The organism is Actinosynnema sp. NPDC023794 (genome assembly GCF_040639675.1).
GTDB classification, from domain to species: Bacteria; Actinomycetota; Actinomycetes; order Mycobacteriales; family Pseudonocardiaceae; genus Actinosynnema; species Actinosynnema luteola.
This window is the reverse complement of sequence record NZ_JBFAFR010000018.1, coordinates 118,265-143,288: the sequence shown is the minus strand read 5'-3', so window position 1 is coordinate 143,288 and position 25,024 is coordinate 118,265. Positions and strand designations below refer to the sequence as shown.

Below are 25,024 nucleotides of genomic sequence, written 5' to 3'. Positions count from 1 at the left end.
GCCCCGACGCAGGGTTGACGGGGCGAACGGTCACTCGACCGAGGTTCAGACCAGCAGCCTGACCAGCGGTTATGCCATGGTCAACCGTGGTCGGCCGAACGGCCGCCGCCGCCGTCACGCTCGGTGGACATAACCGACAACTGGTAATGCCCGGTTCGCTCTCCCGGCCGCTTGGCCGGGGCCAACCGGGTCAGCGCGACACCGACCAGGACCACGGCCATCCCGGCCACGATCCGCGCCGTCAGCGGCTCGTCCAGCACGATCGCGCCCAGCGCGACGGACACGACGGGCAGCAGGTAGCCGACCGTGGCGGCGCTGGTCGGGCCTTCGTCCTCGATGATCCGGTAGTTGAGGACGAACGTGATGCCGGTGCCGAAGACGCCGAGCACCACCACGGCGACGATCGCGGTGGCGTTGGGCGTGGCCGGGGTGCGGTCGAACGGGAGCATGACGGCGGCCAGGCCGGTGGCGGCGGTGAGCTGGGCGGCGGACACCGCGATCGGTCCGCCCTCGCCGACCAGCTTGCGTCCCATGTAGGCGAACGCGACCGCGTAGCTGGCCGCAGCGCCGAGGAGGACGAGAGCGCCGACGCCGGCCAGGCCGTGCTGCTGCCAGGGGGCGAAGATCAGCAGGACGCCGGCGAAGCCGAGGACGAGGCCGGCCACCCGGACCGGCGTGGTGCCGCGGTCCGTGCCGATCACCAGTCCGATGAGGAGCGAGAACAGCGGGGTGGTCGCGTTGAGGACGCCCGCCACGCCGGAGTCGACGGTCTGCTCGCCGATCGCGAAGAGCAGGAACGGCAAGGCGTTGCAGAAGAACGCCGCGACCACCAGGTGGCCCCACAACCTCGCCGGGAACCTCTGCCGCCCGACCCCCGCCATGACCACCAGCACGGCCGCGCCGAGCGCGCACCGGATCACCGTGATCTGCACCGGCGACAACCCGGTCAGGGCCAGCTTGATCCACAGGAACCCCGACCCCCACAAGAGGGCCAGGACACCCAACCGCAGCACGCCACGTCCGGTCATGGGACCACCGTCCCCCACGACCACCTTCAAGAAAAGTGAAACATCATGACGCCACGTTAAGCAGCGCTACAACGTCGCTTCCACCTGAACGTAGAACTCGGGGTACCTGAACGTTCGACACGTGGGCGCCGAACGTAGGACACGCGCGAGAGTCCTGCCTTCGCGCCGCGCGTGTCGAACGTCCAGCGCCCGCGTGTCCTACGTTCGGAACGCGTGTGTCCTACGGTCAGGACCCCCGAATTCAACGCTCAGGTCAGCGGGTGTGGACGAGCAGCGACTCGACACCGTGCACGATCGACGCGGCCCGGAACGCGGGCCGCTCGGCGGCCAGGCGCAGGTTCGGGAAGCGGCGCAGCAGGGCCGGGTAGGCGGCCCGCAGCTCCAACCGCGCCAACTCCGCGCCGACGCACCGGTGCGCGCCGTAGCCGAACGCCAGGTGCGACGACGAACGGCCCGCGTCGAACTCCGACGCCTCCTCGCGGTTCGCCGCCGACAGCGACACCACGACCACGTCGCCTTCCTCGATCTGCTGATCACCGACCCGCAACGCGTGCCGCGCGAACCGCGGGAACGCCACCTGCACCACGCTCAGGTGCCGCAGCAGCTCCTCGACCAACGGCGCGGCGGCCGCGTCGTCGTCACGCATCGCCGCACGCGCGGCGTCGTCCTTCAGCAGCACGATCGCACCCAACGCGAGCATCGACGCCGTGGTGTCGAACCCGCCGGTCAGCACCCCGTCGGCCAAGCCCGCCAGCTCGACGTCGCTCACGTCGTCGCCGTGCTGCCGGATGATCGAGCCGATCAGGCCGTCCCCCGGAGACCGGCGCTCGCGACGCACGATCTCCTCCATGTACGACAGCGACTCGGAGATCGCGCCCAACGCCTGCCCCGCGCCGCCGAACAGGTCGAACCGCGCCGCCGCGAGCTCCTGGAACCGGTCACGGTCCTCATAGGGCACGCCGAGCAGCTCGCAGATCGTCAACGACGGAATCGGCAGGGCGAACTCCTGCACCAGGTCCACCGGCCCGTCGGCGGCTTCCATGGCGTCCAGCCGCTCGGTGACGATCGCGTCGATGCGCGGCACGAGCCGGGACAGCCTCCGCATGGTGAACTCCGGCGTGAGCAGCTTGCGCAGCCGGGTGTGGTCGGGCGGGTCGGCGAAGCCGAGGCCACCGGGCGACTGCTCCAGCCGACCGACCGCCGCGCCGAGCCGCGCGTAGTCGTTGCTGAACGCCCCTGTGTCGGAAAGCACGTTCTTCGCTTCGTCCTGACCGGTGACCAGCCACACCCGCAAGCCGAACGGCACCGGGATCCGGTGCACCGCGCCGGACTCCCGCATCCGCTCCAACTCGGGCACCGGCACCACCCCGTCGCGCTTCAGCGGAACCAGCGCACGGTCCGGGAGCAGCGAAAACGCCCGTGATCCGATCTTGCCCAACACCCACCGCGTCGCCGAACGCCGTGCGACCCACGCCACCAAACCGTCGCGCACGGACGCCAGAGTCGTCATCGAACACCCCTCTTCCCCAGACTGGATCGCCCGACGGTAGCCGCACGCACGGGTGAGCAGCATCGCGCTAGAGGCGGATTGACACTTCATGGTCCGTGACAGACGATCGGCAATCGCGCGCGATTACGGGGGAAGCCGGTCGAAATCCGGCGCTGACCCGCAACGGTAGGTCCCACCCGGGACGAGCCCGAACGCCCGTCGCGCGTGCCACGCTCCTGACACCGTCGAGGTCAACGGGTCGGAGCCCGGGGGAAGTCGGTCACGGCTGTCCGGGGTCCGCCCACGCCTTGCCCCCGGAAAGGCCGAACATGTCGTTGAGACGGACCGCCGCCGTCATCCTCACCGCCGCGGTCGCCGCCCTCGCGTCGGCTCCCGCAGCCCGGAGCGAGGAGCGCGTGGCGCCCACGACGGACGTGAGCGACGCCGCCGCCGGCTGGCTCGCCCGGCAGCTCGTCGACGGCGACCACTTCGAGAACGTCTTCGACGGCATCGCCTACCCCGACCAGGGCCTGACGCTGGACGCGGTGTTCGCGTTCACCGCGGCCGGCGTCGCGTCCGCCAGCTCGGACAAGGCCGCCGCCTGGCTCGCCGAGCCCGCGATCATCGCCAACTACCTGCACGCCGGCGACCCGGCCGAGTCGTACGCGGGCGCGCACGCCAAGCTGGCGTTGGCGGCCCAGGTGCGAGGCCAGGACCCGACGGCGTTCGGCGGCGAGGACCTGATCGCCGGCCTCACCGCGCTCCAGGCGCCGTCCGGGCGGTTCCAGGACAAGTCGCAGTGGGGCGACTACTCCAACGGTTTCACCCAGGCGTTCGCGGTGCTCGCGCTGGACCGGTGGGACGGCGCGCCGCACGCCGCCGTCGACTACCTCGTCGGCACGCAGTGCCCGGACGGCGGGTTCCCGCTGGTCCTGGAGGCCGAGGACTGCGAGTCGCACGTGGACGCCACCGCGATGGTCGTGCAGGCGCTGCTGGCGGTCGACAAGACCGCAGAGGCGGGCAAGGCGCTCGACTGGCTGACCGGTGTGCAGCAGCCCGGCGGCGGGTTCCGCGACGAGGGCCAGGCCGGCGAGGGCAACGCCAACAGCACCGGGCTCGCCGCGCAGGCGTTGCGCGCGGGCGGTCGGACGGCCGCCGCGGACCTGGCGGCCAGGTTCCTGACGTCGTTGCAGGTCGGCTGCGCGGCCGCCGAGGCGGGCCGGGGCGCGATCGCGTTCGACAAGACCGGGTTCACGCAGGCCACGTCGTTGCGCGCGAGCGCACAGGGCGTCCTCGGCCTGGTGGGCGTGAACTTCGCGGACCTGACGGCGGAGGGCGGCACGCCGTCCGCGCCGGTGCTCGACTGCCCGGTGACCACCACGACGCCTACTACGTCGACCTCCACGTCCACTTCCGACACCACGACGACGACCACGGGCGCAACCACCACCTCGGACACCGCCACCAGCACGACGACGACCGGCGTGGTGGCCGTGGCGGGCAACGGCGGCAACCTCGCCCGCACGGGCGCGGACGTCGGTCCGATGCTGTGGATCGGCGCGCTGCTGCTGGTGGGCGGCGTGCTCGCGGTCGTCCTGGCGCGCCGGCGGTACGCGGAGGCACGGAAGTGACGGCACGTGATCGCGGCACGCCGGCCGCGGTCGTGGCACGATGACCGGCCGGTCGCGGCGTGGCCTGACGGCGCTGGCCGCCGTCGGGCTCGCCTTGGCGTCCGCCCCGCCGACCGCGCAGGCGGCCGACTGCTCGGGGGTCACGGTGGTCGTGGACTTCCGCTCCTTGGGCGGCGGCGTGCAGACGGGGTGCGCTCCGGGGGATCCCGCCACGGGGACGGCCGCGCTGACCGCCGCCGGGTTCGGCTACACGTTCGCGTCCCGGCAGCCCGGTTTCGTGTGCCGGATCAACGGCAAGCCGAGCAACGACCCGTGCGTGAACACGTCCCCGACCACCGCGTACTGGGGCTACTGGCACGGCCGACCCGGCGGTTCGTGGGTCTACGGCAACACCAGCGCGGGCGCGTACGACCCCGCTCCGGGAAGCGTCGAGGGCTGGTCGTTCGGCGCGGGTGAGCCACCGGGCATCGCGCCGCCCGCGCCCGCGCCGAAACCCACCCAGCCCGCGCCGCAACAGCCGGCGCCCGGTCAGCCCACGCAACCCGTCCAGCCCGGACAACCGGCGCCGCCCGCGCCGCCACAACCGGGTCAGCCGACGCAGCAGACCACCCGGCAGTCCGAGACGTCCGCGTCGACCACCGCCGGGACGACGACCGCACCGCCCTCGTCGGCGGCGGCGACGTCCGGCAGCACGACGTCGGGTTCCGCCGCGCCGACGGGCTCGACGTCGGTGGCCGTGGAGCCGACGGCGGGCACGTCGTCCGGCGGCACGGTCGGCCTGATCGCCGGGATCGTGGTGATCGCCGCGTTGGCCGGTCTGGGTCTGTGGACCGCGCGCCGGCGCGCCAAGGCTACGGAGTGAGCCTGCACCCCGGCGCGTGGTGGCTGTGGGCGTTGTGCCTCGCCGCCGTGGCCGGCCGTGCCACCAACCCGGTGTTGTTGGCACTGGTCATCGCGGTCGCGGGGTACGTGGCCGTGTCCTGCCGCGAGGACACCCCGTGGGCCGGCGCCTACGGGGTGTTCCTCAAGTTCGCGTTGGTGGTGCTCGCCATCCGGGTGGTGCTGCACGTGCTGTTGGGTGGCGTGAGCGGACCCACGGTGCTGGTGACGTTGCCGGAGATCCCGTTGCCGGAGTGGACGAAGGGCATCCGGCTGGGCGGCCCGGTCAGCGCCGAAGGGCTCGCGTTCGCCTTGTACCAAGGGCTTCAGCTGGCCACGTTGCTGTGTTGCGTCGGCGCGGCGAACGCGTTGGCCAACGCCAAGCGGCTGCTGCGGTCGTTGCCGGCCGCGTTGTACGAGGTGAGCGTGGCGGTGGTGGTGGCGCTGACGGTCGCGCCGCAGTTGGTGGCCAGCGCGCGGTCGGTGCGGCGGGCGCGGGCGTTGCGGGGTGACGCGGTCCGCGGCGTGAAGGCGATGCGGGTGCTGATGGTGCCGGTGTTGGAGGACGCGTTCGAGCGGTCGCTGGTGCTGGCCGCGGCGATGGACTCGCGCGGGTACGGCCGGACGGCGGGACTGCCGAAGCGGACCCGGGTCGTGACCGGTGCGCTGGTGCTCGGCGGGTTGCTGGGGCTGTGCGTCGGCGCGTACGGGCTGCTCGGCGGCAGCGCGCCGGGCGTGGTCGGCACGCCGATGCTGGTGGTGGGCTCGGCGCTGGCCGTCACGGGCTTGTGGACGGGGTCGCGGCGGGTGCGGCGCAGCCGGTACCGGCCCGACCGGTGGGGTCCGCGCGAGCTGGTGATCATCGGGTCCGGGCTGGTCGCTGCGCTCGCGACGTTCCTCGCGCCGGAGGGTCTGGGCGGCGGCGCGTTGACGCCGAGCACGGTGCCGCTGACCGTGCCCGAACTGCCGCTGCTGCCCGCGGTCGGTCTGCTGTGCGCGCTCGCGCCCGTCGTCACCGCCGGGAACGCCGGCGCGAGGAACAGGGTGAACACGTGATCCGGTTCGAGAACGTCTCCGTCACCTACCGCGACGCCGACGCGCCCGCGTTGGCCGCGGTGGACCTGCACGTGCCGGAAGGCGAGTTGTGCCTGGTGGTCGGGCGGACGGGGTCGGGCAAGTCGACCCTGCTGCGCGCGGTCAACGGCCTGGTTCCGCACTTCACCGGCGGCACGCTCACCGGCCGGGTGCTCGTGGCCGGACGCGACACCCGCACTCACCCGCCGCGCGAACTGGCCGACGTGGTGGGCATGGTGGCGCAGGACCCGCAGGCCGGGTTCGTCACCGATTCGGTCGAGGAGGAGCTGGCGTACTCGATGGAGTCGCTGGCGCTGGCGCAGCCGGTGATGCGCAAGCGGGTCGAGGAGACGTTGGACCTGCTCGGCCTCGCGGACCTGCGGCGCCGGCCGCTGGCGACGTTGTCGGGCGGGCAGCAGCAACGCGTGGCCGTCGGCGCGGCCCTGACCGCCCACCCGCGCGTGCTGGTGCTGGACGAGCCGACCTCGGCGCTGGACCCCGGTGCGGCGGAGGACGTGCTGGCCGCGCTGCACCGGCTGGTGCACGACCTGGGCATGACCGTGCTGATCGCCGAGCACCGGCTGGAACGGGTCGCGCAGTACGCCGACCGCGTGGTGTGGCTGCCCGGCGGTGGTCTGCCGCCGGTCGCGGGCGAGCCCGGCCCGGTGTTGGCGGACGCCCCGGTCGCGCCGCCCGTGGTGCGGTTGGGCCAGCTGGCCGGGTGGGAGCCGGTGCCGGTGTCGATCCGCGACGCGCGGCGGTTGGCCGCTCCGCTGCGGGAGCGCCTGCCCGAGCCGCCGGTGGCGACGCCGCCCCGGCCGGCGGAGCTGGTGCACGCGCGTGACCTGCGAGTGCGTTACTCCACTGTGGACGCCCTGCGTGGTGTGTCGTTGAGCGTCGGCGCGGGTGAGCGGGTGGCCGTGATGGGTCGCAACGGGTCGGGGAAGTCGAGCCTGCTGTGGGCGGTGCAGGGCACGGGCAAGCGGTCCGGCGGCGAGGTCGCGGTGGACGGCGTCGACCCGGCGACGCTCAAGCCCGGCCCGCGGCGCAAGGCCATCGGTCTGGTGCCGCAGCAGCCCGGTGACCTGCTGTACCTGCACACCGTCGGCGGCGAGTGCGCGCAGGCGGACCGCGAGTCGGGCAAGGTCGAGGGCACGTGCCGCGACTTCCTGGACCGACTCGCGCCGGGCATCCCGGACGACCGGCACCCGCGTGACCTGTCGGAGGGGCAACGGCTCGCGCTGGTGCTGGCCGTGGCGCTCACCCCGTCGCCGCGGGCGCTCCTGCTGGACGAGCCGACGCGGGGCTTGGACTACCCGGCCAAGACGCGGCTCGCGGCGGCGTTGCGCGACCTCGCCGACGACGGGCACGCGATCGTGCTGGCGACGCACGACGTGGAGTTCGTGGCGGAGTACGCGAGCCGGGTCGTGGTGCTGGCCGAGGGCGAGGTGGTGGCCGACGGACCGACCGCCGAGGTGGTCACCGCGTCCCCGGTCTTCTCGCCGCAGGTGGCGAAGGTGCTCGCGCCGGCGCCGTGGCTGACGGTGGCGGACGTCCGCGCGGCTTTGGCGGCCCGGTGAACCCGCCGGTCCGGATCCGTCCCCGCGCCACCCTGGCCCTGGCCGTGGCGGCGGCGATCAGCGTGGTCGCCTTCGGGTGGCCGTTGCTGGTCTCCGCGGACGCCGTCATCGCGCAGGGCGCGACCGCGCCGTGGACGTTCGCCCTCCTCCTGCCGCTCGTGCTCGCCGTCGTGCTGGCCGAGATCAGCGAAGGCGGGCTGGACGCGAAAGCCGTGGCGATGCTGGGCGTGCTGTCCGCGTTGGGCGCGGCGATCCGTCCTCTCGGCGCGGGCACGGCGGGGATCGAGACCGTGTTCTTCCTGCTCGTCCTCGGCGGCCGGGTGTTCGGGCCCGGGTTCGGGTTCGTGCTGGGCAACACCATGCTGTTCGCGTCGGCGCTGCTCACGGGCGGTGTGGGGCCGTGGTTGCCGTACCAGATGCTCGGCGCGGCCTGGGTGGCGTTGGGCGCGGGTCTGCTGCCGTCGGCGCGCGGCAAGGCCGAACTGGCGCTGCTCGCCGCGTACAGCGCCATCGCGTCCCTGGTCTACGGGCTGCTGCTGAACCTGTCGTTCTGGCCGTTCGCGTTGAGCGCGGGCAGCACCTCGCTGTCCTTCCAGCCGGGCGCGCCGGTCCTGGACAACCTGGTGCGCGTGGTGGCGTTCAGCCTGGCCACGTCCTTCGGCTGGGACGTCGGCCGCGCGGTCACCACCACGATCCTGGTGCTCGTGACCGGCCCGGTGCTGCTGCGCACGTTGCGCCGGGCCGCTCGCCGGGCGTCGTTCGGCGATCCCGTGTTCACCGGGGCAGCTGCGCCGCCACCTCCGCCAACGCGTCCAACACCTCCGGCGTGACGTAGCCGGTCGCGATCTCGGCCTCGGCGACGGTGACCGTGGACCGGTCCCGACCCGAGCCGTAGTTGGCGCCGGTGAACGCCACGTCCACGAGACCGACCTGGGCCGCGCCCAGCGCCTTCACGTCACCGGTCCCGGGCGCGTCCATGATGGCCTGGAACTCCTGGGCGTCGCCGCGCGAGGCGAACACGACCCAGGCCACCGCGATCACCGCCGAGTTGCCCGCGTCGTCCCCCACGGTGAACAGCACCCGGTCCATCGACGTGCACCCGGTCTCGCGGAGGAACTCCCGCACCGCGCCGAACGCCGCGTCCACGCACGCGGCCTGCTGCTTCTCCGTCCGCTTGAGCCCACGCAGCCCCATCCGGCGCCACGCGCCGTCGGCGTCACCGCGCCGGGCGAGGTCACCGCTCTCGGCCTTGCGCGCCTCGACGCCCAGTCCCGGACCGCCGCCGCCACCGGAGCCGCCCGCGCTGAGGCCGACCGCTCCCCCGTACCCGACCGCGCTGAGCGCTATCAAGCCGGCCAGCAGCACCGACCTGCTCCGCCCGCCCCCGCCGGCGACCGGCCGGACCCGGCCGCGGTCGTCGGTGTAGAAACCCTTTGGCACCGTGACCTCCTCCCCCTGAGGAAGGTTTAGCAACGCCGAGGGCCACGAGACCCGAATTTCGCGGAGAACCGCTCGAAGAGCGCAAACCAGACGGTCGGTTCACTGACCGTGCGTGACCCGCCACCGGTCGTAGTCCTCAGGTGTCCGCACGCCGTCGTCCAGCACCGACCGGTGGACGTCGAAGCTGCGGCAGGCGGGGCGCGAGTGCTTGATCAGCAGGATCGCCGCCCTGGTCTCCGGCGTGATCCGGTCGGGCAGCGCGCGCACGTGCCCGAGGTCGGGCTGGCGCTCGGGCTCGTCCACGAACCAGACGCACCCGCTCGTGCCGCGCGAGCCGGCGGCGACGTCCACGACGGCGTCCCGGTCCACCGTCGCGGACAGCAGCACGTGCGGCCCGAGGTCGGCCACCACGGCGTCCGCCTCCGCCTGCAGGTCGCCCTGGCGCCGCAGCAACTCGTCGATCACGCGGCCGGTATCGCCGACTTGGGACGTGCGGCGAGCAGCAACGCCAACCCCAGCACCGACATCACCAGCCCCATGCCGTAGGCGGTGCGGTAGCCGAGGTGCTGCGCGAGGCCGAGCAACGGCCCGACGAGCATCGCACTGGTCTTGTAGGTGTTGGTGAACAGCGTGCTGGCGTACCCGGGCCGGTCGGGCGCGAGGTCCTGGAAGTAGGAGATGCCGAGGCCCATCACCGCCGAGATGACCACGGCGTGCAGCACCTGCGCCGCCATGACCTGCCAGGTCGCCTGGGTGAGGAGCATGATCGTGTAGTACACCAGCGCGACCGCGCCGCCCGCCAGCACGAGCACCCGGAGGTTGTGCCGCACCGCCAACGCGCCGAAGCCGAGCATCAGCGGGATCTCCAGGGCCGCGCACAGCCCGAGCACCAGGCCCGCGTCACGGGTCGTCCCGCCCAGGCTCTCGGTCACGAACAACGGCATCGCCGTCACGCCGAGCGATGTCGCGCACTGCAGCAGCACGAACGCCGCCGCCGCGAGCACGACCTCCCGCCGCAGCCCCGACTGCCGCGCCACCTCGTGCGACGGCGCCGCGGACGGCCCCAGCTCCGGCAGCCACACCAGGACCACGACGACGGCCAGCACGTACACCGCGGCGCTCACCGCGAACAGACCCGAGAACCCGCCGCCGGCGAGCAGCAGCGCGCCCAGCGGCGGACCGCCGACCCACGCGATCGACATGGTCGTCCGCAGGCCGCTCATCGCCAACGGCGCCTTGGTCGAGCCGCTGCGTTCCAGCAACTGCCGCGCGTAGGCGTACATCTGCGGTATCTGCGTGGACGAGATCGCCCACACCGTGAGCGCGACGACCAGCAGCAGCCAGTAGTCCCGCAGCACGGCGAACAGCGCCCACGCCAGTCCGCCCGACACGCCGGCCACGACCAGCACCGTGCGGCGGATCGGCCGCGAGTCGGAGAACCGCCCGACCAGCGTGCTCACCACCATCGACACCAGCGCGCTGATCAGCAGGAACGCCCCGACCGCGACCGGACCCGCCTTGATCTCCTTGATCAGGAACAGCGACAGGAACGGGGCCGCCAACGCGTACCCGACACCCGTCAGCAGGCTCACCGACAGCAGCGGCACGAAGGGTCGGGACCGGGATTGGACAGGGGTTTCGCTCAGCGCGGGCACATCGGCGATCCTCGTCGCCGGGGTGGACGACGAGGAAGCCGATTTCCAGCATGCGGACCAGTGAGAGCGCTCACACCGCGGCGCGCGCGACCAGCACGGCCATGTCCAGCGGCAGTTCGCGGATGTCCTCCAACGCGAAGCCGTTGGCCGCCAACAGCCTGCGGTGCTCCTCGGTGGTCCGCTCGCCGCCCTGCACGGTGTTGACCATCATGTGCACGTTGAACGCCAGTGGCAGCAGCGTGCGCGGGTCATCCTGGATCGGCCGCTCCACCACGGCCAGCGTCGCGCCCTCCGCCATCGCCGCGCGCACGTTGCGCAGGATCGTCGAGCACCGCTCGTCGTCCCAGTCGTGCAGGATCCGGGACAACAGGTAGAGGTCGCCGCCCGGCGGCACCGGGTCGTGGAAGAAGTCGCCCGCGACGACCGACGCCCGCGCGCCGTGGGCCGCCAGCACGTCGGCCGCGGCGCCGGCCACGTGCGGCCGGTCGAACAGCACTCCGCGCAGGCCGGGCGCGGCGGTCAGCACCAGGTCGAGCAGCCGGCCGTCGCCACCCGCCACGTCGACCACCGTGCCGGTGGCGGGCAGGTCCAGCAGGCCGGGCACCAGTTCCAGGAAGCTCGTGCCCGCCGCCATCGCGCCCTCGAACAGCCGCGCGTCCGCCGGGTGGGCCGCGAAGTGCTCGAACAGCTCCGCGCCGTACACGTGGCTGAACCCGCTCTCACCGGTGCGGACGGCGTGCTCCAGCCCGCTGAACGACCGGTAGAACAGGCCGCCGTAGATGCGCGCCAGGTCCCGTTGCGACCCGGGCGCGTCGGCGCGCAGCATCGTGCCGACCTCGGTCAACGACCACTGCTCGTCGTCACGGCGGAACACGCCCAGCGCGGCGAGGAAGGCGAGCACGCGGCGGAGCTTGTCCGCACGGCAGCCGGTGCGCGCGGCCAGCTCGGCGGTGCCGAGCGGGCCGTCGGCGAGCAGGTCGGCGATCCCGAGTTCGGCGACCACGGCCACCGCGCGGGTGCGCCACGCGCCGGTCATCAGGTCGAGCATCGAGCGACGCGGCTGGTCGGGCCGTCCCACGTGGCGTTCCAGCAGCGCGGCGTGCCGGCCGGGGACCTCCAGCTCCAGCCGCATCCGGGTCGCGCCGCGGAAGCACAGCACCGTCACGTTCTCGTCGTCGTGGTAGCCGCCGCCGTCCGCGGTGAGGCCCGCGTCCCGCAACGTCCCGCACACCCCGCGCAGCAGCACGTCGTCGTCGCCGGGAACGTGGAACGCCACGTGCGACTCGGCGTCCCGGCCGGCCTCGGACAACGCCGACCCGCCCGGCACCACGACCAGCTCCACCTCACGCGGGCCGCCGGCGACGGGACCGCGCACGAGCCGCACGTCGAACTCCTGCCCGGTCCGCACGCGCAGCCGGTCGCGCACCACCGCGCCCGGGCGCGGTTCCCGCGCGTCGACGCCGAGGTCGGCCAGCACGCCGATCACGTCCGCCGCCGCCACCGCCGCGACCAGCGCCGCGGCTCGCGCGAACTCCAGGTGGCGCACGAGAGGCCCGGGTGGGTCGCCACCCAACACCGCCGCCAACGCGTCCCCGGTGCTCCGGTCCCGCGCGAAGGCCACGGTTTCCGCCAGCCGGCGGAGGTCTCTCTCGCCCAGCGCGCCGGGCGCGCCGCTCACCGTCACAGACATTGCCGATCCTCCCCGGAGGATGGCCGTGCCCACCCGCGGGCGGCACGGCGGAGTCGTCACCCCTGGCGGGGCTGAGGTCTGTCGAGCTCCGGGTGGAGCTCGATGTCACACCAGCGCACGAGGCCGGCGATGCGTGGCTGCCCGTCGTGCCGCCACGCCATGGACGGCTTGGTCATCTCACCGGGCGCGGACACCCGGCTCGCGCCGAGCACGGCGAGTTCGCGCGCGGTCCGCCGGAACTCCTCGCCGACCGCGCCGAGGCCGACGTTCTGCAGGTGCCGGGCGAACGGGCGCATCGCGTCGACCGCCGCGGCCACGTCCGGCACGGACACGATCCGCGCGACCCGGTTGCCGGCGCCGCTGAGCGGCATCAGCACGTCGTCCAGCACGACCGTCCACTCCAGACCGTCGGGCGCCCACACCTCGCCGCCGTCCGCAGTGGCCGCACGCCACTCGGCGACGAACCTGCGGTGTTGCAGCACGGTGGCGTCCTGCGCGTCGATCGTCCCGGGCGGGCGGTCCCGCGCCTCCCGCCGCATCGCCCCGGCCAGGTGCTCGGCGATCGCGCGGGCGTGCTCCCGCTGCACCAGGTAGACCTGCGGCGAGAGGCACGCGTGCTGGTCGAAGTCGCTGCAGTCGGCGGCGATCCGGCGCGCCACCTCGGCGGCGCCGAGCCGGGCCGCGTACTCGGCGCTGACGATGCCGAACGACAGCTTGTGCCCGTGCTCCTCGTAGAGCTGGTGCGGCCCGACCTTGGCCCGGATCGCCGCGCACGCCTGGTCGCCGCCGTAGGCGATCACGGCGTCGGTCTGGCCGAGCGCCGCCTCCAGCGTGGCCTCGTCGTCGCGGTCCCAGTAGGTGGCCACGACCGCGTCGGCCAGCACCGGCTCCACGTCGTGCAGGGTGCGCAGGAACGCGGCGGTGAAGTGCGGCTCCTTGGCCGGGATCTTGGCGATCACCGACGCCTTCACCAGCAGGGCGCGCACCAGCGACCGCGCGGGCAGGCCCGGCACGTTGCCGGAGAACACCGCCAGCACGGTGCGGGGCCCGATCGCCGTGGTGCCGCCGCGGAAGCCGTCGAGCACCTCCGGGTCGCCGAGTTCCCGGGTGAGCGCGGCCAGCAGCGAATCGGCGCGCAGCGTGCCCAGCTCGGCGTCCAGCGCGTGGTCGATCGTCTCCTCCGACATGCCGGTGACCAGTGCCGCGTCGCGGACCGCGGCGCGGCGGGCGGTGAAGTCGCGCTTGGCCCACAGGTCGACGACCGCGTCGACGGCCTCGACGATCCGGCGCACGGGCAGCCGCCGGAGGTCCTCGTGCGCGGACCGGAGCCCGTCGCCGACCGCGGCCCAGTCGGCGGGTCGCACGCCACGCCACTCGTGCGGGCCGGACTTGAGGGTGAACGGCACGCCGCCCGCCGTCAGCCACCCCGGCGCCCACGACACGCTCACACCGCACCTCCCGTCATCTCGTCCAGGGTCAGCGAGCACCCGCGGCTGCTGCCCGCGATCCGGCCCGCGATCGCCACGCCCTCCGGCCCGGCGATGCCGAGGTCGCCGGTGAGCAGCACGTGCGGCCGGTCCAGCAGGGACAGGTCGGTGATCTCCAGCAGGCCGGGGCCCTCCGCGAGGTGCTCGCGCGTGCGGGGGTCGCGGACCTTCGGACCGCCCGCCGGGTGGCCGCCCTTGGGGCGTTCGCCGAGCGGCCCGACCGGGGTTTCCGAGGCGTCGTAGAGCGTGTTGGCCAGCTCGGTCATGCCGAACATGTTGCGGTGCCGCTCGACGCCGAAGACGCGGCGCACGGCGGCGCGCAGGTCGTCCACGCGCATCACCCGCGAGCGGCCCTTGAACCCGCCGCCCTCGTACACCCCCGAGCCTGGCGGCAGTCGCCACCCCCGTCCCTGCGCCTCGAGCGCGTCGCAGATGTTGACGAACGCGAACGTGCCGCCGAGGAGCACCACCGGCCTCCCCTCCGCCACGGCGACGTCCAGGCGTCGACCGAGCAGGTCGAAGTCGACCCCGTGCGGGCCCACGACGGACGCGCTGAGCTCCGGGTCGCCGAACGACCTGGCGATGCGCGCCATGTCGAACGCGATCGCCATCTCGGGCGCGGCCTCCTCGGACGGCACGAACGCGAGGACCACGGGCGGGCCGTCGTCGTCCGGGACCGAGACGTGCCGCCGGGCGTTCGCCTCGACCGCCAGGCCCTTCAGCTCGAGCCCGAGCCTGGAGTAGCGGACGCTGCCCCGGGCGCTGCCGCTCGTTCCGCTGGTGCGGAACACCCGGACGGTCGGCGCGTCCGGGAAGAGGTGCGGACCTCCGTCCTTGTAGGCGGTGTCCGGCACGCCGACGCCCACGCCGACCTGCTTCCAGTAGCGGGCGACGTCCGGCGAGTTCGCCACGGCCAGCTCGACCAGCTGCTCCCGGATGTCGAGGGGGTCGCCCACGCCGTCGCAGACGAGCTGCGCCATCTGTTCGAAGAGCCGCGCGACGTGGGGATCGTCGTGGGCAACGGTCATCGGGAAGTCCTCCTGCGGTGGAGATCGGGCTCGGGACAGGTCAACAGCGGCGGACGCGTCGGACAAGGTCCGTCCCCGGAACGGGGCACCGCTGACCGGGGGTTTTCGAGGGCACAGGATGACTCAGCGACGGCATGCGCAGAACCGGACGAGCGCGTTCCGCTTCGGGAAGCGGAACGCTGACCGGTCCTGCCGGTGCCCGCAGGCGGAGGCGGAACGCCCCGGAACGCCTGCGAACGTCTGTGAACGGACCTGCCCTGTCGTCGGGAGGGTCTTGACACGGCGGTCGACACGGGTCGTGACACGCGTCTGCACGCCCGATGACATGTCCATCCCGGACTGTCGTCCCCGAACAACGGGGAAGGGAACGGACATGGAGTACGCATTCGAGGCGGAAGGCCTGGTCAAGCGGTACGGCAAGACGACCGCGCTGGCCGGCGTCGACCTCGCCGCGCGTCCCGGGACCGTGCTGGGGGTGCTCGGGCCGAACGGCGCGGGCAAGACGACCGCCGTGCGGATCCTGGCGACGCTGCTGCGACCGGACGGCGGGCGTGCCGCCGTTGGCGGGCTGGACGTGGTGTCGGAGGCGGCGCGGGTGCGTCGGCTGATCGGGTTGACCGGGCAGTACGCCTCGGTGGACGAAGACCTGACCGGCGTGCAGAACCTCGTGCTGATCGGGCAGCTGCTCAACCTGCGCACCTCCCAGGCGAAGGCGCGGGCCGCCGAGCTGCTGCGCGACTTCGAGCTCGCCGAGGCGGGCGGGCGGCAGGTCAAGACCTACTCGGGCGGCATGCGGCGGCGACTGGACCTGGCCGCGAGCCTGGTCGGCCGACCCGACGTGATCTACCTGGACGAGCCGACCACCGGGCTCGACCCGGCCAAGCGGGACGACATCTGGAACGTGGTGCGCACGCTCGTGGCCGATGGCGCGACCGTGCTGCTGACCACGCAGTACCTGGAGGAGGCGGACGCGTTGGCCGACGAGATCTCGGTCATCGACCACGGGCGGGTGATCGCGCACGGCACGCCCGCGTCGCTCAAGCGGGTCGTCGGCGGGCAGACCGTGCTGGTGCGGCCCGCGGACCCGGCCCGGCTGGCGGACGCCGCCGCCGTGCTGGCCGAGGTGTCCGGGCACCAGCCGGAGTCGACCGCGCGGGGTGTGGTGACCGTGCCGGTGGACGGTGACGCGGCGTTCACGGAGGTCGTGCGGCGGCTGGACCAGCGGCGGATCTCGGTGACGGAGCTGTCGTTGCGGCTGCCGAGCCTGGACGAGGTGTTCTTCACGTTGACCGGCAAGCACACGGAGGTGGCGGCATGACGACGGTGACGACTTCGCCGGTGGTGGCCCGTCGGGCGGAGGCGCAGCGGCCGTTCGCCCTCGTGCGGCACAGCTCGGCGTTGGCGCGGCGCAGTCTGATCAAGACGATGCGTTCGCCGGAGCAGCTGCTGGACGTGACGCTGCAGCCGGTGCTCTTCGTGGTGCTCTTCGTGTACCTGCTGGGCGGCGCGGTGTCCGGGTCGACGCACGAGTACCTGCAGCTGCTGCTGCCCGCGATCATGGTGCAGACGACCATGTTCGGCGGGATGGCGACCGGGGTGAACCTGAACACCGACATCGGCAAGGGCGTGTTCGACCGGTTCCGGAGCCTGCCGATCGGCCGGTCCGCGCCGTTGATCGGGTCGGTGCTCGGCGACCTGATCCGGTACGTGGTGGCGGTGGTGTCGCTGCTGGCGTTCGGCACGCTGATGGGGTTCCGGGTGGAGACCGGCGTGCTGCCCGCGTTGGCGGCGTGCCTGCTGGCGATCCTGTTCGCGTTCTCGGTGAGCTGGGCGTTCGTGCTGGTGGGGATGCTGGTGCGGACCTCGGGTTCGGTGCAGGGCATCGGGTTCCTGGTGATGTTCCCGCTGACGTTCGGCACGAGCATGATCGCGCCGGCGGAGACGTTGCCGGGGTGGTTGCGGTCGTGGGTCGAGGTCAACCCGGTGACGCACGTGATGGACGCGGCCCGCGGTCTGATGGTGGGTGGCCCGGTGGCCGGTCCGGTGGCGTGGACGGTGGCCTGGTCGGCGCTGTTCGTCGCCGTGTTCGCGCCGCTGGCCGTGCAGGCTTACCGGCGTCGCGCCTGACCTGCGCTTCCCGTGCGGAGTGGTGGGCTCGGGGCCGCCCGGTGACCCACGCCCAGCGCGACACGGCGTTCGGCAAGGGCGAGGCCGCCGCGAGGCGACCACCAGGCGGGGCTCGGGCGACGGCTCGGCGAGCTGTCCGAGCAGGGCGGCCGGTTCCTGGTTCTCCGGCCGACCGCCGTGGCCCGAGGACCGGCCCAAACGGTGTTCGGGCCGGTCCTCGGCCGCGTGATTGCCGGGGTTTCGAACCCTGGGCCTGCGGATCGTGGAACGTCATGGAGCTCGGCCGGCCGGTGTCAGGAGATCGAGAAGACCGACGCCCACTTCTGGCTGGTCGAGGTGGCGGATGCGGTGTTGGCGGTGACCGCCTGGCCCGCGACCGCGTTGCCGTCCAGGGCGTAGCCGGTGGCCGGGTTGATCAGGGTGTACGTGCCGACGCTGTTCTGCGTGACCTGCCAGCGCTGGTTGGGGGCGCCGAGGTTGACGGCCTGCAGGGACACCTGGCCGCCGGCAGTGGTCGGTGCGGTCAGGTAGAGCGGGACCAGGCAGCTGTCGTAGACGCGCACGGTGCCGTCGCCGTTGGAGGTGAACTTCCAGCGCTGCGAGGCCCGGGAGGTGTCCAGCGCGGCGAACTCGGCCACCGTCTGGATGGTGACGCTGCACGTCCCGCCGCGCTGCAGCGCGACGCCACCGCCGTTGCTGAGCGCGTGGTAGGCGTTGTCACCGACCACCGTGGGGCCGTAGTTGACGGCGTAGGACTCCAGTGCGGTCAGCGCGGCGCCGGTGGTGGACAGCGGCGGCACGGCCGTCGGGCGGACGTTCTTGAACCAGTCGGCGAAGGTCGCGGGCGTGTTCGAGGCCAGGGTCCTGATGGTGCGGTCCCAGCTGCCGTCCACCTGGTTCCACAGTCCGAGCAGCGAGCCGGCCACGTTGCCCTGCACGTGGTCGCCGGTCTCCCAGCCCGCGGCGTGGATGAACGGGGAGGAAGTACCGCTCGGGAACACGTAGCGCTTGTCGCCCAGCAGGTAGGCCGCCACCGCGTCGGCGAAGCCCTCGGTCCAGGCGCAGGTGGCGGACGACGCCTTCTCGATGAAGTGCGGGTTGCAGTTGGTGACGTTCGGGAACGTGCTGTTGTACAGCCGGTGCTGGAAGAAGTGGCCGGCCTCGTGCAGCACGGTGTGCTCGGAGTCCGGGTCGGCGTCAGCCAGGTGGATGGTGTTCGCCAGGTCGTAGTACGTGCCGTCGACGGACCCGGAGTGCCAGCGCAGCGTCAGCGTCGTGCAGGTCGCGGCGTTCGCCTCGGCGGTCGTCCAGCACGGGGTGGTCGAGTTGGCCCGGCGCGACCAGAGCAGGTTGACGGTGTCGAAGGCGTGCCAGGCGCGGGCCGCGGCGGCCGGTTTGACCACGCCGAGGGCGATGCTCGCCGACACGTTCGACTGCACCGGCGTGTCGTAGGTGTAGACCGTGCCGGCGGCGTTGGCGACCCGCCACACCTGGTTGTTGCGGGTGGCGAAGCGCACGAACAGGCGGTCCATCGCGGTGGTGGTGACCGGGGTGTGGCAGAGGTTGAACGAGCCGTCGGCCGCACCGGTCAGCCGGGTGTCGGTGTTCAGCTTCTGGTCGGTGTCGGTCGACTTCTCCCGGCCCCAGAGCTCGACCGAGACGTTGCGCACGGCCCTGGTCCGGATCGGCTTGGCGGTGCCCTCCTCGGCGGACTGGTAGTCGAAGTTGAGGTTGCCGCTCAGGCAGATCGGCTCCGCGGCGGAGGCGACACCCCCGGAGAGCGGCACCATGACGCCTGCGGCGAGCACCGCCGGCACCAAGAGGCGGAACAGGGCGGTGGATCTTCGTGACATGATCGTCCTTCCGGGAATGTCCGATCCGCCGAATGGCAGACCTGGCGCAGGAAGAGGAAAAGGCCGAGTGTTCCGGCCCGACCTGTTGCGCACCGTCGAATAACGGTCCGGCCGAACCGTGATTGATTGTTGGTTCGGCGCCACACCTCCCACAAGGGCCGAATGAGTCACAACTCCGGGGCAGGTTCAGCCGGTCGTCGCACGTGATCACGGCGTTCGGCGGGAAATGAATTACCCGCCGTGCGTCGGATGTCGGTACCGGCCGCTCGGGAGGTGGCCGAGCCGGCCGTTCTCGGCCCGCCGGCCACCGTCGCCGACCCTCCGGGCGCATCGGGGCAGATGCCGGCCATCGAGCAGCAGACCTTCGCTGCCGTGCTGGTCGGTGACGTCTCGGTGATCGTCCGTACCCTTGTGCCGGACCTGTCCGACCCGCCGGACGGGAACGGCGGTGTGCTCTACCTCGAGGCGGTGTGCTCTACCTCACCGAGGACGAGTTGACTTGCTTCGGCCACCCGCACCCGCCCCGCGCGGCGCGTTCCGCGTCTGGACCACATGACCTCGGCGGACACGCCGCACATGGCGGAGCACCGGCCCTACATGGGTGGTCCGGCGCTTCTCCTTCCGCTTATCTGCGGCTATTCGCACCGACCTGATATTCAGCCTTGCTTCACTTGGTTGGAGCATTCATTCAGCTACCTCACCGCTTCCTCGTCGTGACCCCGACGCGGTCATCGACGAGTACGACAACCCCACCCCGGATGGCGCTCCAGACTCGCGCGCGGTGGTGGTCGTGAGGTGGTTCAGGTGTCGGGGTGGATCAGGGCGATGGCGTCGGCGCGGTCGAGGGCCACGCCGGTGGCGTAGGCGAGGTCGTAGGCGGCGTCGCCCACGTCGGCGCGCAGGCGGGCGGCGAGGCGGGCCACCTCGGGGTTGCGGGCGTCGGGCGCGCCGCGCAGCTGCTCGGCCACGCCCAGCGCCTTGGCCGCGTCGGTCGGGTTGCCGAAGGAGGCGCGCACGGCCGCCTCGGCGACCGCGACCCTGGCCAGGACCGGCATGTCCTTGGCCGACATCGCCTGCTCGAAGGCCGCGCGGACCGCCTCCGCGGCCACCTCGCGGTCACCGCGCTCCACGGCGAGGTGCGCGCGGGATGTCAGGATCCGCGCGTGGAACTGCGGCATCACCAACGGCTCGCCCCTGAGCGACTCCCGGGCCGCCTCGTACTGCCGTTCCGCGTCCGCCAGGTCGCCCTCGTACCGGGCCAGGTCGCCGAGCACGAGCCAGGCGAACGCGACACCGCGCGCCGACCACGGCTGCGACGTCGGCTTGGTCAACGCCAGGCAGTCCGCACGGGCCCGCGCCACGTCGCCCAGCTGCACGCGCGCGGTGGCCAGCAGGATCCGTTCGTGCGCCGCGTCGTCGTCGGCGTCCAGTTCCGAGAGCAGGTGGATCGACTCCTCCAGCGCCGCGACCGCCTCCTCCGGTTCGCCGAAGCCCAGGTGCGCCTCGGCCGCACCGGTCAACGCCTGCGCCAGCGCGAACCGGTCGCCCACCTCACGCAACCCGGCGATCGCCGTGGTGACGTCCTCCCGCGCGCCGCGCAGGTCGCCTTCGTTCTCCCGCACCGCGCCGCGCACCATCCACAGCACGGCCCGCGCCCACGGGTCCGGCACCTCCAGCCGCCGGTCCACCGCCGCCAACGCCCGCTGCGCGTCGTCGAGGAACAGCCCCAGCATCGGCTCCAGCAGCACGAGCACCGGGTGGTCGTCGCCGGTGGACTCGGCGACCAGCTCGGCGAGCCGGGCGATGTGGTGGTCGAGGTCCGTGAAGCCGCCCGTGACCGCGTTGTTGACCAGCAGGAACGCGGACGCGACCTGCCGTGCCGTCGCGGGCGCGTCGCCCGGCGCGGACAGCGCGAGGCGCAGCCACGGCACGGACTCGGCCCGGTTGCCGCGCATCGTCCAGAACATGCCCATCGCGGCGGCCAGCCGCACGGCCGTGTCCGCGTCACCGTTGTCGGCGGCGAAGTGCAGCGCGGCGATCAGGTTGTCCCGTTCGGCTTCCAGCCGGGCGATCCAGGTCAGCTGCTCCTTGCCGCGCAGGTGCGGTTCGGCGGTCTCGGCCAGGTCGCGGAAGTACTCGGCGTGCTCGGCCCGCGCCGCGGCGACCCGGCCACCCTCGGCCAGCCGTTCCAGGCAGTACTCGCGGATCGTCTCCAGCATCCGGTAGCGGGCGCCGTCGACGACCTGCACCAGCGACTTGTCGACGAGGGCGGCGAGCAGGTCGAACGCGTCGGCGCCGGCGAGCCGTTCGGCGGCCTCCAGGTCGAAACCCGCCGGGAACACGGCCAGCCGTTCGGCGAAGTCCCGTTCCGGGTCCGACAGCAGGTCCCAGCTCCACGCCACCACCGCGCGCAGCGTCTGGTGCCGGGGCATGGCGGTGCGGCTGCCGCCGGTGAGCAGGCGGAACCGGTCGTCGAGGCGGGCAGCCAGCTGCTCGACCGACAGCGACCGCAGCCGGGCGGCGGCCAGTTCGATCGCCAGCGGGAGGCCGTCCAACCGCCTGCACACCTCCGCGACGGTCTCGGCGTTGTCCGGCGTCACGGCGAAGCCCGGCCGCACCGCCGCCGCGCGTTCGGCGAGCAGCCGCACGGCCGCGTCGCCGTCCAGCGGCGGCACCGGGCTGACCACCTCCCCGTACACGCCGAGCGGTTCACGGCTCGTGGCCAGCACGCGCAGCCGCGGGCAGCGGCCGAGCAACTCGTCGGCGAACCGGGCCGTCGCGTCGACCAGGTGCTCGCAGTTGTCCAGCACGATCACGGCCTCGGTGCGCGAGAGCACGTCCACCAGGCGGGTCATCGTGTCGATCGGCGCCACGGGTCGGTCGACGGCGCGCCGGTCGCGCAGACCGAGCGCGCCGAGCACGGCGGGCGCGACGTCGTCCGGGTCGGTCGTCGACGCCAGCTCGACCAGCCACGCGCCGCCGGGCAGCCGGGCCGCGACCGTGGTGGCGAGGCGGGTCTTGCCCGCGCCACCCGGTCCGACGAGGGTGACCAGCCGGTGGCCCGCGAGCTGCCCGGCGACCCGTTCGACGTCGGCGGACCTCCCGACCAGGCTGGTCAACGGCAGCCGCAGGTTGCCGGCGCGCGGCTGGTCGGCGGGTTCGGCGCGGAGGATCTCCTGGTGCGTCTCGCGCAGTTCGGGGCCGGGGTCGGCGCCCAGTTCGTCGGCGATCCGGCGGCGGACCTCCTCGTAGGCGGCCAGGGCCTCGGCCGGGCGGCCGGTCGCGACGAGGGCGCGCAGCAGCAGGGCTTGCAGCCGCTCGCGCAGCGGGTGCCGGGCGGCGAGGTCGGTGAGGTCGGCGACCAGGTGCTCGGCCCGGCCGCACGCCAGGTCGGCCGCGGCGCCGTCCTCCACGACGGCCAGCCGCGTCTCGTCGAGGCCCGCGACGTAGCCGACCGCGAACGGCGCGCCCGCCGCGTCGGCCAACGCCGGTCCGCGCCACAGCGCCACCGCGTCCGCCGCCAGCCGCCGCGCGGTGGACGGGTCGCCCGCGGTCAGCGCGGCCCTGGCCTCGCGGGCGAACCGGTCGAACCGGAGCGCGTCGACCGCGTCGGCGGGCAGGTCGAGCCGGTAGCCGCCGTGCGCGGACCGCAGCACGTCGGCGGGCAGGGCGCGGCGCAGCCGGGACACCAGCGACCGGACCGCGGCCACCTCGTCCGCCGGCCGGTCGTCCGGCCACAGCGCGTCGGCCAGTTCCTCGGTGGTGACGACCCGGCCGGCGGCGACCGCCAGCCGGACCAGCAGCGTGCGCACCCTGGCGCCGCCGACCTCGATCGTCGTGCCGTCCGCCGTGACCTCGAGCGGCCCCAGCACCCCCACCCGCATGCGATCACTGTGCCACGGCGGCCGGTGGACGGCGGCGCACCCCACCGGCGTCGGCGGGGTGTCGGCACGGCCGGAAACCCGAGGAGTCCTCCGCGCGGGAGGTCGATCTCGCCCAGGTCCGGTCGCAGGGGGTTCACTACGACAAAAAACTTGCACGGTTCTCCGCAATAGTGCGGATAACACTCGGACATCCGACCATTCGTACCGTAACAATGTCAGGGATGCGCTAACGAATGCCCGGAGCAACCGATATCGCCGCTATGGACGAGGATTCCACTCCGGCGGCACGAGTCCCCGCGCCCGAACGCCGGAACACGGCGTCCGAACGCAGGAACCGCGCCGTCGCGGACCGAGCAACCACCTGGGGTGCCGGATGAACAGCCGAATGGTCGAACTCGAAGCAGTACTGGCCCGGTCCGCGCCGGACCGGCAGGCGGCCCGCCGCCTCGCGGTGGACCTGGCGCGGTCGCTGGACGCGCTCAGCGCGCGCCGCGACGTGGACCGCCTGCTGCGCTGCGCCGCCGCGCTGACCCGGATCGGCTCCGCCGACGCCGCGGACGCGTTGCTGATCGCCATGCTGGCGCTGGTCGACCCGACCGGGCCGGAGGCGTCACGGGTGCGCGACCTGCAGGCGTTGGCGTCGGTGGCCCGAGGTCGGCGTGAGCCGGGGACGACCGCGCCGCGCCAGGTGCGCCGCAGGCCCCCGACCACGGCGTTCGGCCGCGGCGCGCCGTTGCGCCAGGTGGTCGGCGACTTCCTCGACCCGCTGCCGGTGGCCGACCCGGTCGCGGTCGGGTCGGTGGCGGTGGCCGTGGAAATGGCGAAACCGAGCGAGACGGGCGCGCTGGAGCTGGCGTTACAGCGCAACGCGGCGGTGCTCGGGTCGAACCACCCGCAGACGTGCGTGCTGCGGCTGAACCTGATGTGCGCGCGGTTCCGGATCGCCCGCGACCACGGTGACGCCGAGGAGGTCGCCGAGTCGCTGACGGACCTGCGTGACGCGACCGACCGGGCGCTGAACGCGCTGGGCGCGCACCACCCGCGGGCACTCGTGGCGCAGGCGAACCTGGCGTCGGCGGAGTTCGAGCTGGCCAGGGTGCGCCGGTCCGCCGAACGGGCCCGGCTCGCCCTGCCCAGCCTGCGTTCGGCCGCCGACCGCACCGCGACCCGGCTCGGCGCCGACCACCCGCACTCGGTGATCGCGACGTCGAACCTGGCGTCGGCCGAGCTGGAGCTCGCCCACCTCGACGGCACCCGCGGCCAGGCGCAACGGCTGCTGGACGTGGTGCGCGACGCGTCGATGCGGGCGGTGTCGGCGCTGGGCGCGGACCACCCGGCCGTGCGGGCGTTGGACGAGCAGCGGCGGGCGTGCGAGGCGTTGCTGTCCGGGGTGGGGCCCGATCCGTCGTTCGAGCGGGGTTACGCGTCGTTCGCGGACGCGGGCCGGTCGCTGGCCACGACGAAGCCGAGCACGCCCCCGGCGCGGCAGCACGCGGCGGTGCCGGAGTGGCCGCCGGGCACGTTGCTGGCGCGGCTGCGGGAGAGCAGCCGGCAGGAGCTGATGTCGCTCGGCACCACGGTCCGCTACGCCGCCGACCGGGAGCTCATCGTCCAGGACGCCACCGACACGCACGTGTTCCTGCTGCTCGAAGGCGTGGTGAAGGTGCTGGTCAACGACTCGAGCGGGGACACCGCGGTGCTCACCGTGCGGGTCGCGGGCGACCTGGTGGGCGAGCTGGCCGCGCTGGACCACAAGCCGCGGTCGGCGACCGTCGTGACGTGCGGTGACGTGTCGGCGAAGCTGATCACGAGCGCCGAGCTGCACGGGTTCCTGCACCGCCGCAACGACGGGTTCGTCGAGCTGATCGGCGTCATCGACGACCAGCTGCGGTGGGCCAACCGGCGGCGGCGCGACTTCCTGTCGCACACCGCCGCCGAGCGGGTGGCCCGCGTGCTGGCCGAGCTGGTCGGCGCGCACGGCCGCCAGGAGGTCGGCGGGTGGGTGCTCGGCATCCCGTTGACCAAGGTGGAGCTGGCCTCGATCGCCGGGATGAAGCCGCGCACGGCCGAGAAGGCGTTCGCCGACCTGCGCAAGGCCGGTGTGGTGGTCAGCCACCTGCGGCGCGACGTGGTCGTGCCCGATCTGGAAGGGCTGCGGCGATTCGCGCGGTTGTGAGCG

19 protein-coding genes and 1 riboswitch are annotated in these 25,024 nt (G+C 73.3%); of the genes, 9 read left to right on the top strand and 10 right to left on the bottom strand.

What is annotated here, in order from left to right; all coding sequences use genetic code 11:
- Nucleotides 1-80: 80 nt before the first annotated feature.
- Together AB0H12_RS30160 and AB0H12_RS30155 are read right to left on the bottom strand one after the other, a co-directional pair.
- On the bottom strand, nt 81-1,028 hold the full coding sequence (locus tag AB0H12_RS30160; protein ID WP_499627436.1) for a DMT family transporter: 948 nt from the start codon (nt 1,026-1,028) through the stop codon (nt 81-83).
- A gap of 253 nt (nt 1,029-1,281) precedes the next feature.
- On the bottom strand, nt 1,282-2,538 hold the full coding sequence (locus AB0H12_RS30155; protein WP_499627434.1) for a cytochrome P450: 1,257 nt from the start codon (nt 2,536-2,538) through the stop codon (nt 1,282-1,284).
- A gap of 103 nt (nt 2,539-2,641) precedes the next feature.
- A riboswitch (cobalamin riboswitch) is annotated at nt 2,642-2,755 on the top strand.
- A 91-nt stretch (nt 2,756-2,846) separates the two neighbouring features.
- Here AB0H12_RS30155 and AB0H12_RS30150 point away from each other — a divergent pair.
- The 5 genes from AB0H12_RS30150 to AB0H12_RS30130 are packed head-to-tail and all read left to right on the top strand — an operon-like array spanning nt 2,847 to nt 8,511.
- Nucleotides 2,847-4,148, top strand: coding sequence for a peptidase (locus tag AB0H12_RS30150; RefSeq protein WP_499627432.1), 1,302 nt, complete (start codon nt 2,847-2,849; stop codon nt 4,146-4,148).
- A gap of 40 nt (nt 4,149-4,188) precedes the next feature.
- A complete protein-coding gene (locus AB0H12_RS30145) occupies nt 4,189-5,010 on the top strand; it encodes a hypothetical protein (RefSeq protein WP_499627429.1) in 822 nt (273 codons plus the stop codon).
- Complete coding sequence (locus tag AB0H12_RS30140) at nt 5,007-6,083, top strand: CbiQ family ECF transporter T component (protein ID WP_499627427.1); 1,077 nt, start codon at nt 5,007-5,009, stop codon at nt 6,081-6,083. The genes AB0H12_RS30145 and AB0H12_RS30140 overlap by 4 nt, the downstream gene beginning before the upstream one ends.
- Entirely contained in the window at nt 6,080-7,681 is a 1,602-nt protein-coding gene (locus tag AB0H12_RS30135; RefSeq protein ID WP_499627425.1) for an ABC transporter ATP-binding protein, read from the top strand. The genes AB0H12_RS30140 and AB0H12_RS30135 overlap by 4 nt, the downstream gene beginning before the upstream one ends.
- Nucleotides 7,678-8,511: an ECF transporter S component gene (locus AB0H12_RS30130; RefSeq protein WP_499627423.1), complete on the top strand. Its 834-nt coding sequence runs from the start codon at nt 7,678-7,680 to the stop codon at nt 8,509-8,511. The genes AB0H12_RS30135 and AB0H12_RS30130 overlap by 4 nt, the downstream gene beginning before the upstream one ends.
- Here the strand turns inward: AB0H12_RS30130 and AB0H12_RS30125 are convergent.
- The 6 genes from AB0H12_RS30125 to AB0H12_RS30100 all read right to left on the bottom strand — a co-directional run bounded on the left by AB0H12_RS30125 (nt 8,456) and on the right by AB0H12_RS30100 (nt 14,981).
- Nucleotides 8,456-9,121, bottom strand: a complete 666-nt coding sequence (locus tag AB0H12_RS30125; RefSeq protein WP_499627421.1) for a hypothetical protein — start codon at nt 9,119-9,121, stop codon at nt 8,456-8,458. The genes AB0H12_RS30130 and AB0H12_RS30125 overlap by 56 nt on opposite strands.
- A 99-nt stretch (nt 9,122-9,220) precedes the next feature.
- On the bottom strand, nt 9,221-9,586 hold the full coding sequence (locus AB0H12_RS30120) for a hypothetical protein (protein ID WP_499627419.1): 366 nt from the start codon (nt 9,584-9,586) through the stop codon (nt 9,221-9,223).
- On the bottom strand, nt 9,583-10,728 hold the full coding sequence (locus AB0H12_RS30115; protein WP_499627418.1) for a sugar efflux transporter: 1,146 nt from the start codon (nt 10,726-10,728) through the stop codon (nt 9,583-9,585). Before AB0H12_RS30115 ends, AB0H12_RS30120 begins: the two co-directional genes overlap by 4 nt.
- Before the next feature lie 118 nt (nt 10,729-10,846).
- Nucleotides 10,847-12,466 carry a methyltransferase gene (locus AB0H12_RS30110; protein ID WP_499627416.1) on the bottom strand — a complete coding sequence of 540 codons (1,620 nt, stop codon included), beginning with the start codon at nt 12,464-12,466 and terminating at the stop codon, nt 10,847-10,849.
- A 56-nt stretch (nt 12,467-12,522) separates the two neighbouring features.
- Nucleotides 12,523-13,914, bottom strand: a complete 1,392-nt coding sequence (locus tag AB0H12_RS30105) for an acyl-CoA reductase (protein WP_499627414.1) — start codon at nt 13,912-13,914, stop codon at nt 12,523-12,525.
- The gene (locus AB0H12_RS30100; RefSeq protein WP_499627413.1) at nt 13,911-14,981 is read right to left on the bottom strand and encodes an acyl-CoA reductase; all 1,071 of its coding nucleotides are present in this window, start codon (nt 14,979-14,981) and stop codon (nt 13,911-13,913) included. The genes AB0H12_RS30105 and AB0H12_RS30100 overlap by 4 nt, the downstream gene beginning before the upstream one ends.
- Before the next feature lie 373 nt (nt 14,982-15,354).
- Here AB0H12_RS30100 and AB0H12_RS30095 point away from each other — a divergent pair, with 373 nt between their 5' ends.
- Nucleotides 15,355-16,299 carry an ATP-binding cassette domain-containing protein gene (locus AB0H12_RS30095; protein WP_499627411.1) on the top strand — a complete coding sequence of 315 codons (945 nt, stop codon included), beginning with the start codon at nt 15,355-15,357 and terminating at the stop codon, nt 16,297-16,299.
- Nucleotides 16,296-17,108, top strand: coding sequence for an ABC transporter permease (locus AB0H12_RS30090; protein ID WP_499627409.1), 813 nt, complete (start codon nt 16,296-16,298; stop codon nt 17,106-17,108). Before AB0H12_RS30095 ends, AB0H12_RS30090 begins: the two co-directional genes overlap by 4 nt.
- Nucleotides 17,109-17,401: 293 nt before the next feature.
- Here the strand turns inward: AB0H12_RS30090 and AB0H12_RS30085 are convergent, their stop codons facing one another.
- Nucleotides 17,402-18,961, bottom strand: a complete 1,560-nt coding sequence (locus AB0H12_RS30085; RefSeq protein WP_499627407.1) for an RICIN domain-containing protein — start codon at nt 18,959-18,961, stop codon at nt 17,402-17,404.
- A 273-nt stretch (nt 18,962-19,234) separates the two neighbouring features.
- Between AB0H12_RS30085 and AB0H12_RS30080 the strand changes: the two genes are divergently transcribed.
- On the top strand, nt 19,235-19,459 hold the full coding sequence (locus AB0H12_RS30080) for a hypothetical protein (RefSeq protein ID WP_499627404.1): 225 nt from the start codon (nt 19,235-19,237) through the stop codon (nt 19,457-19,459).
- Nucleotides 19,460-19,761: 302 nt separating this feature from the next.
- Here the strand turns inward: AB0H12_RS30080 and AB0H12_RS30075 are convergent, their stop codons facing one another.
- A complete protein-coding gene (locus AB0H12_RS30075) occupies nt 19,762-22,845 on the bottom strand; it encodes a BTAD domain-containing putative transcriptional regulator (RefSeq protein ID WP_499627402.1) in 3,084 nt (1,027 codons plus the stop codon).
- A gap of 373 nt (nt 22,846-23,218) precedes the next feature.
- Between AB0H12_RS30075 and AB0H12_RS30070 the strand changes: the two genes are divergently transcribed.
- A complete protein-coding gene (locus AB0H12_RS30070; RefSeq protein ID WP_499627400.1) occupies nt 23,219-25,021 on the top strand; it encodes a Crp/Fnr family transcriptional regulator in 1,803 nt (600 codons plus the stop codon).
- Nucleotides 25,022-25,024: the final 3 nt, after the last annotated feature.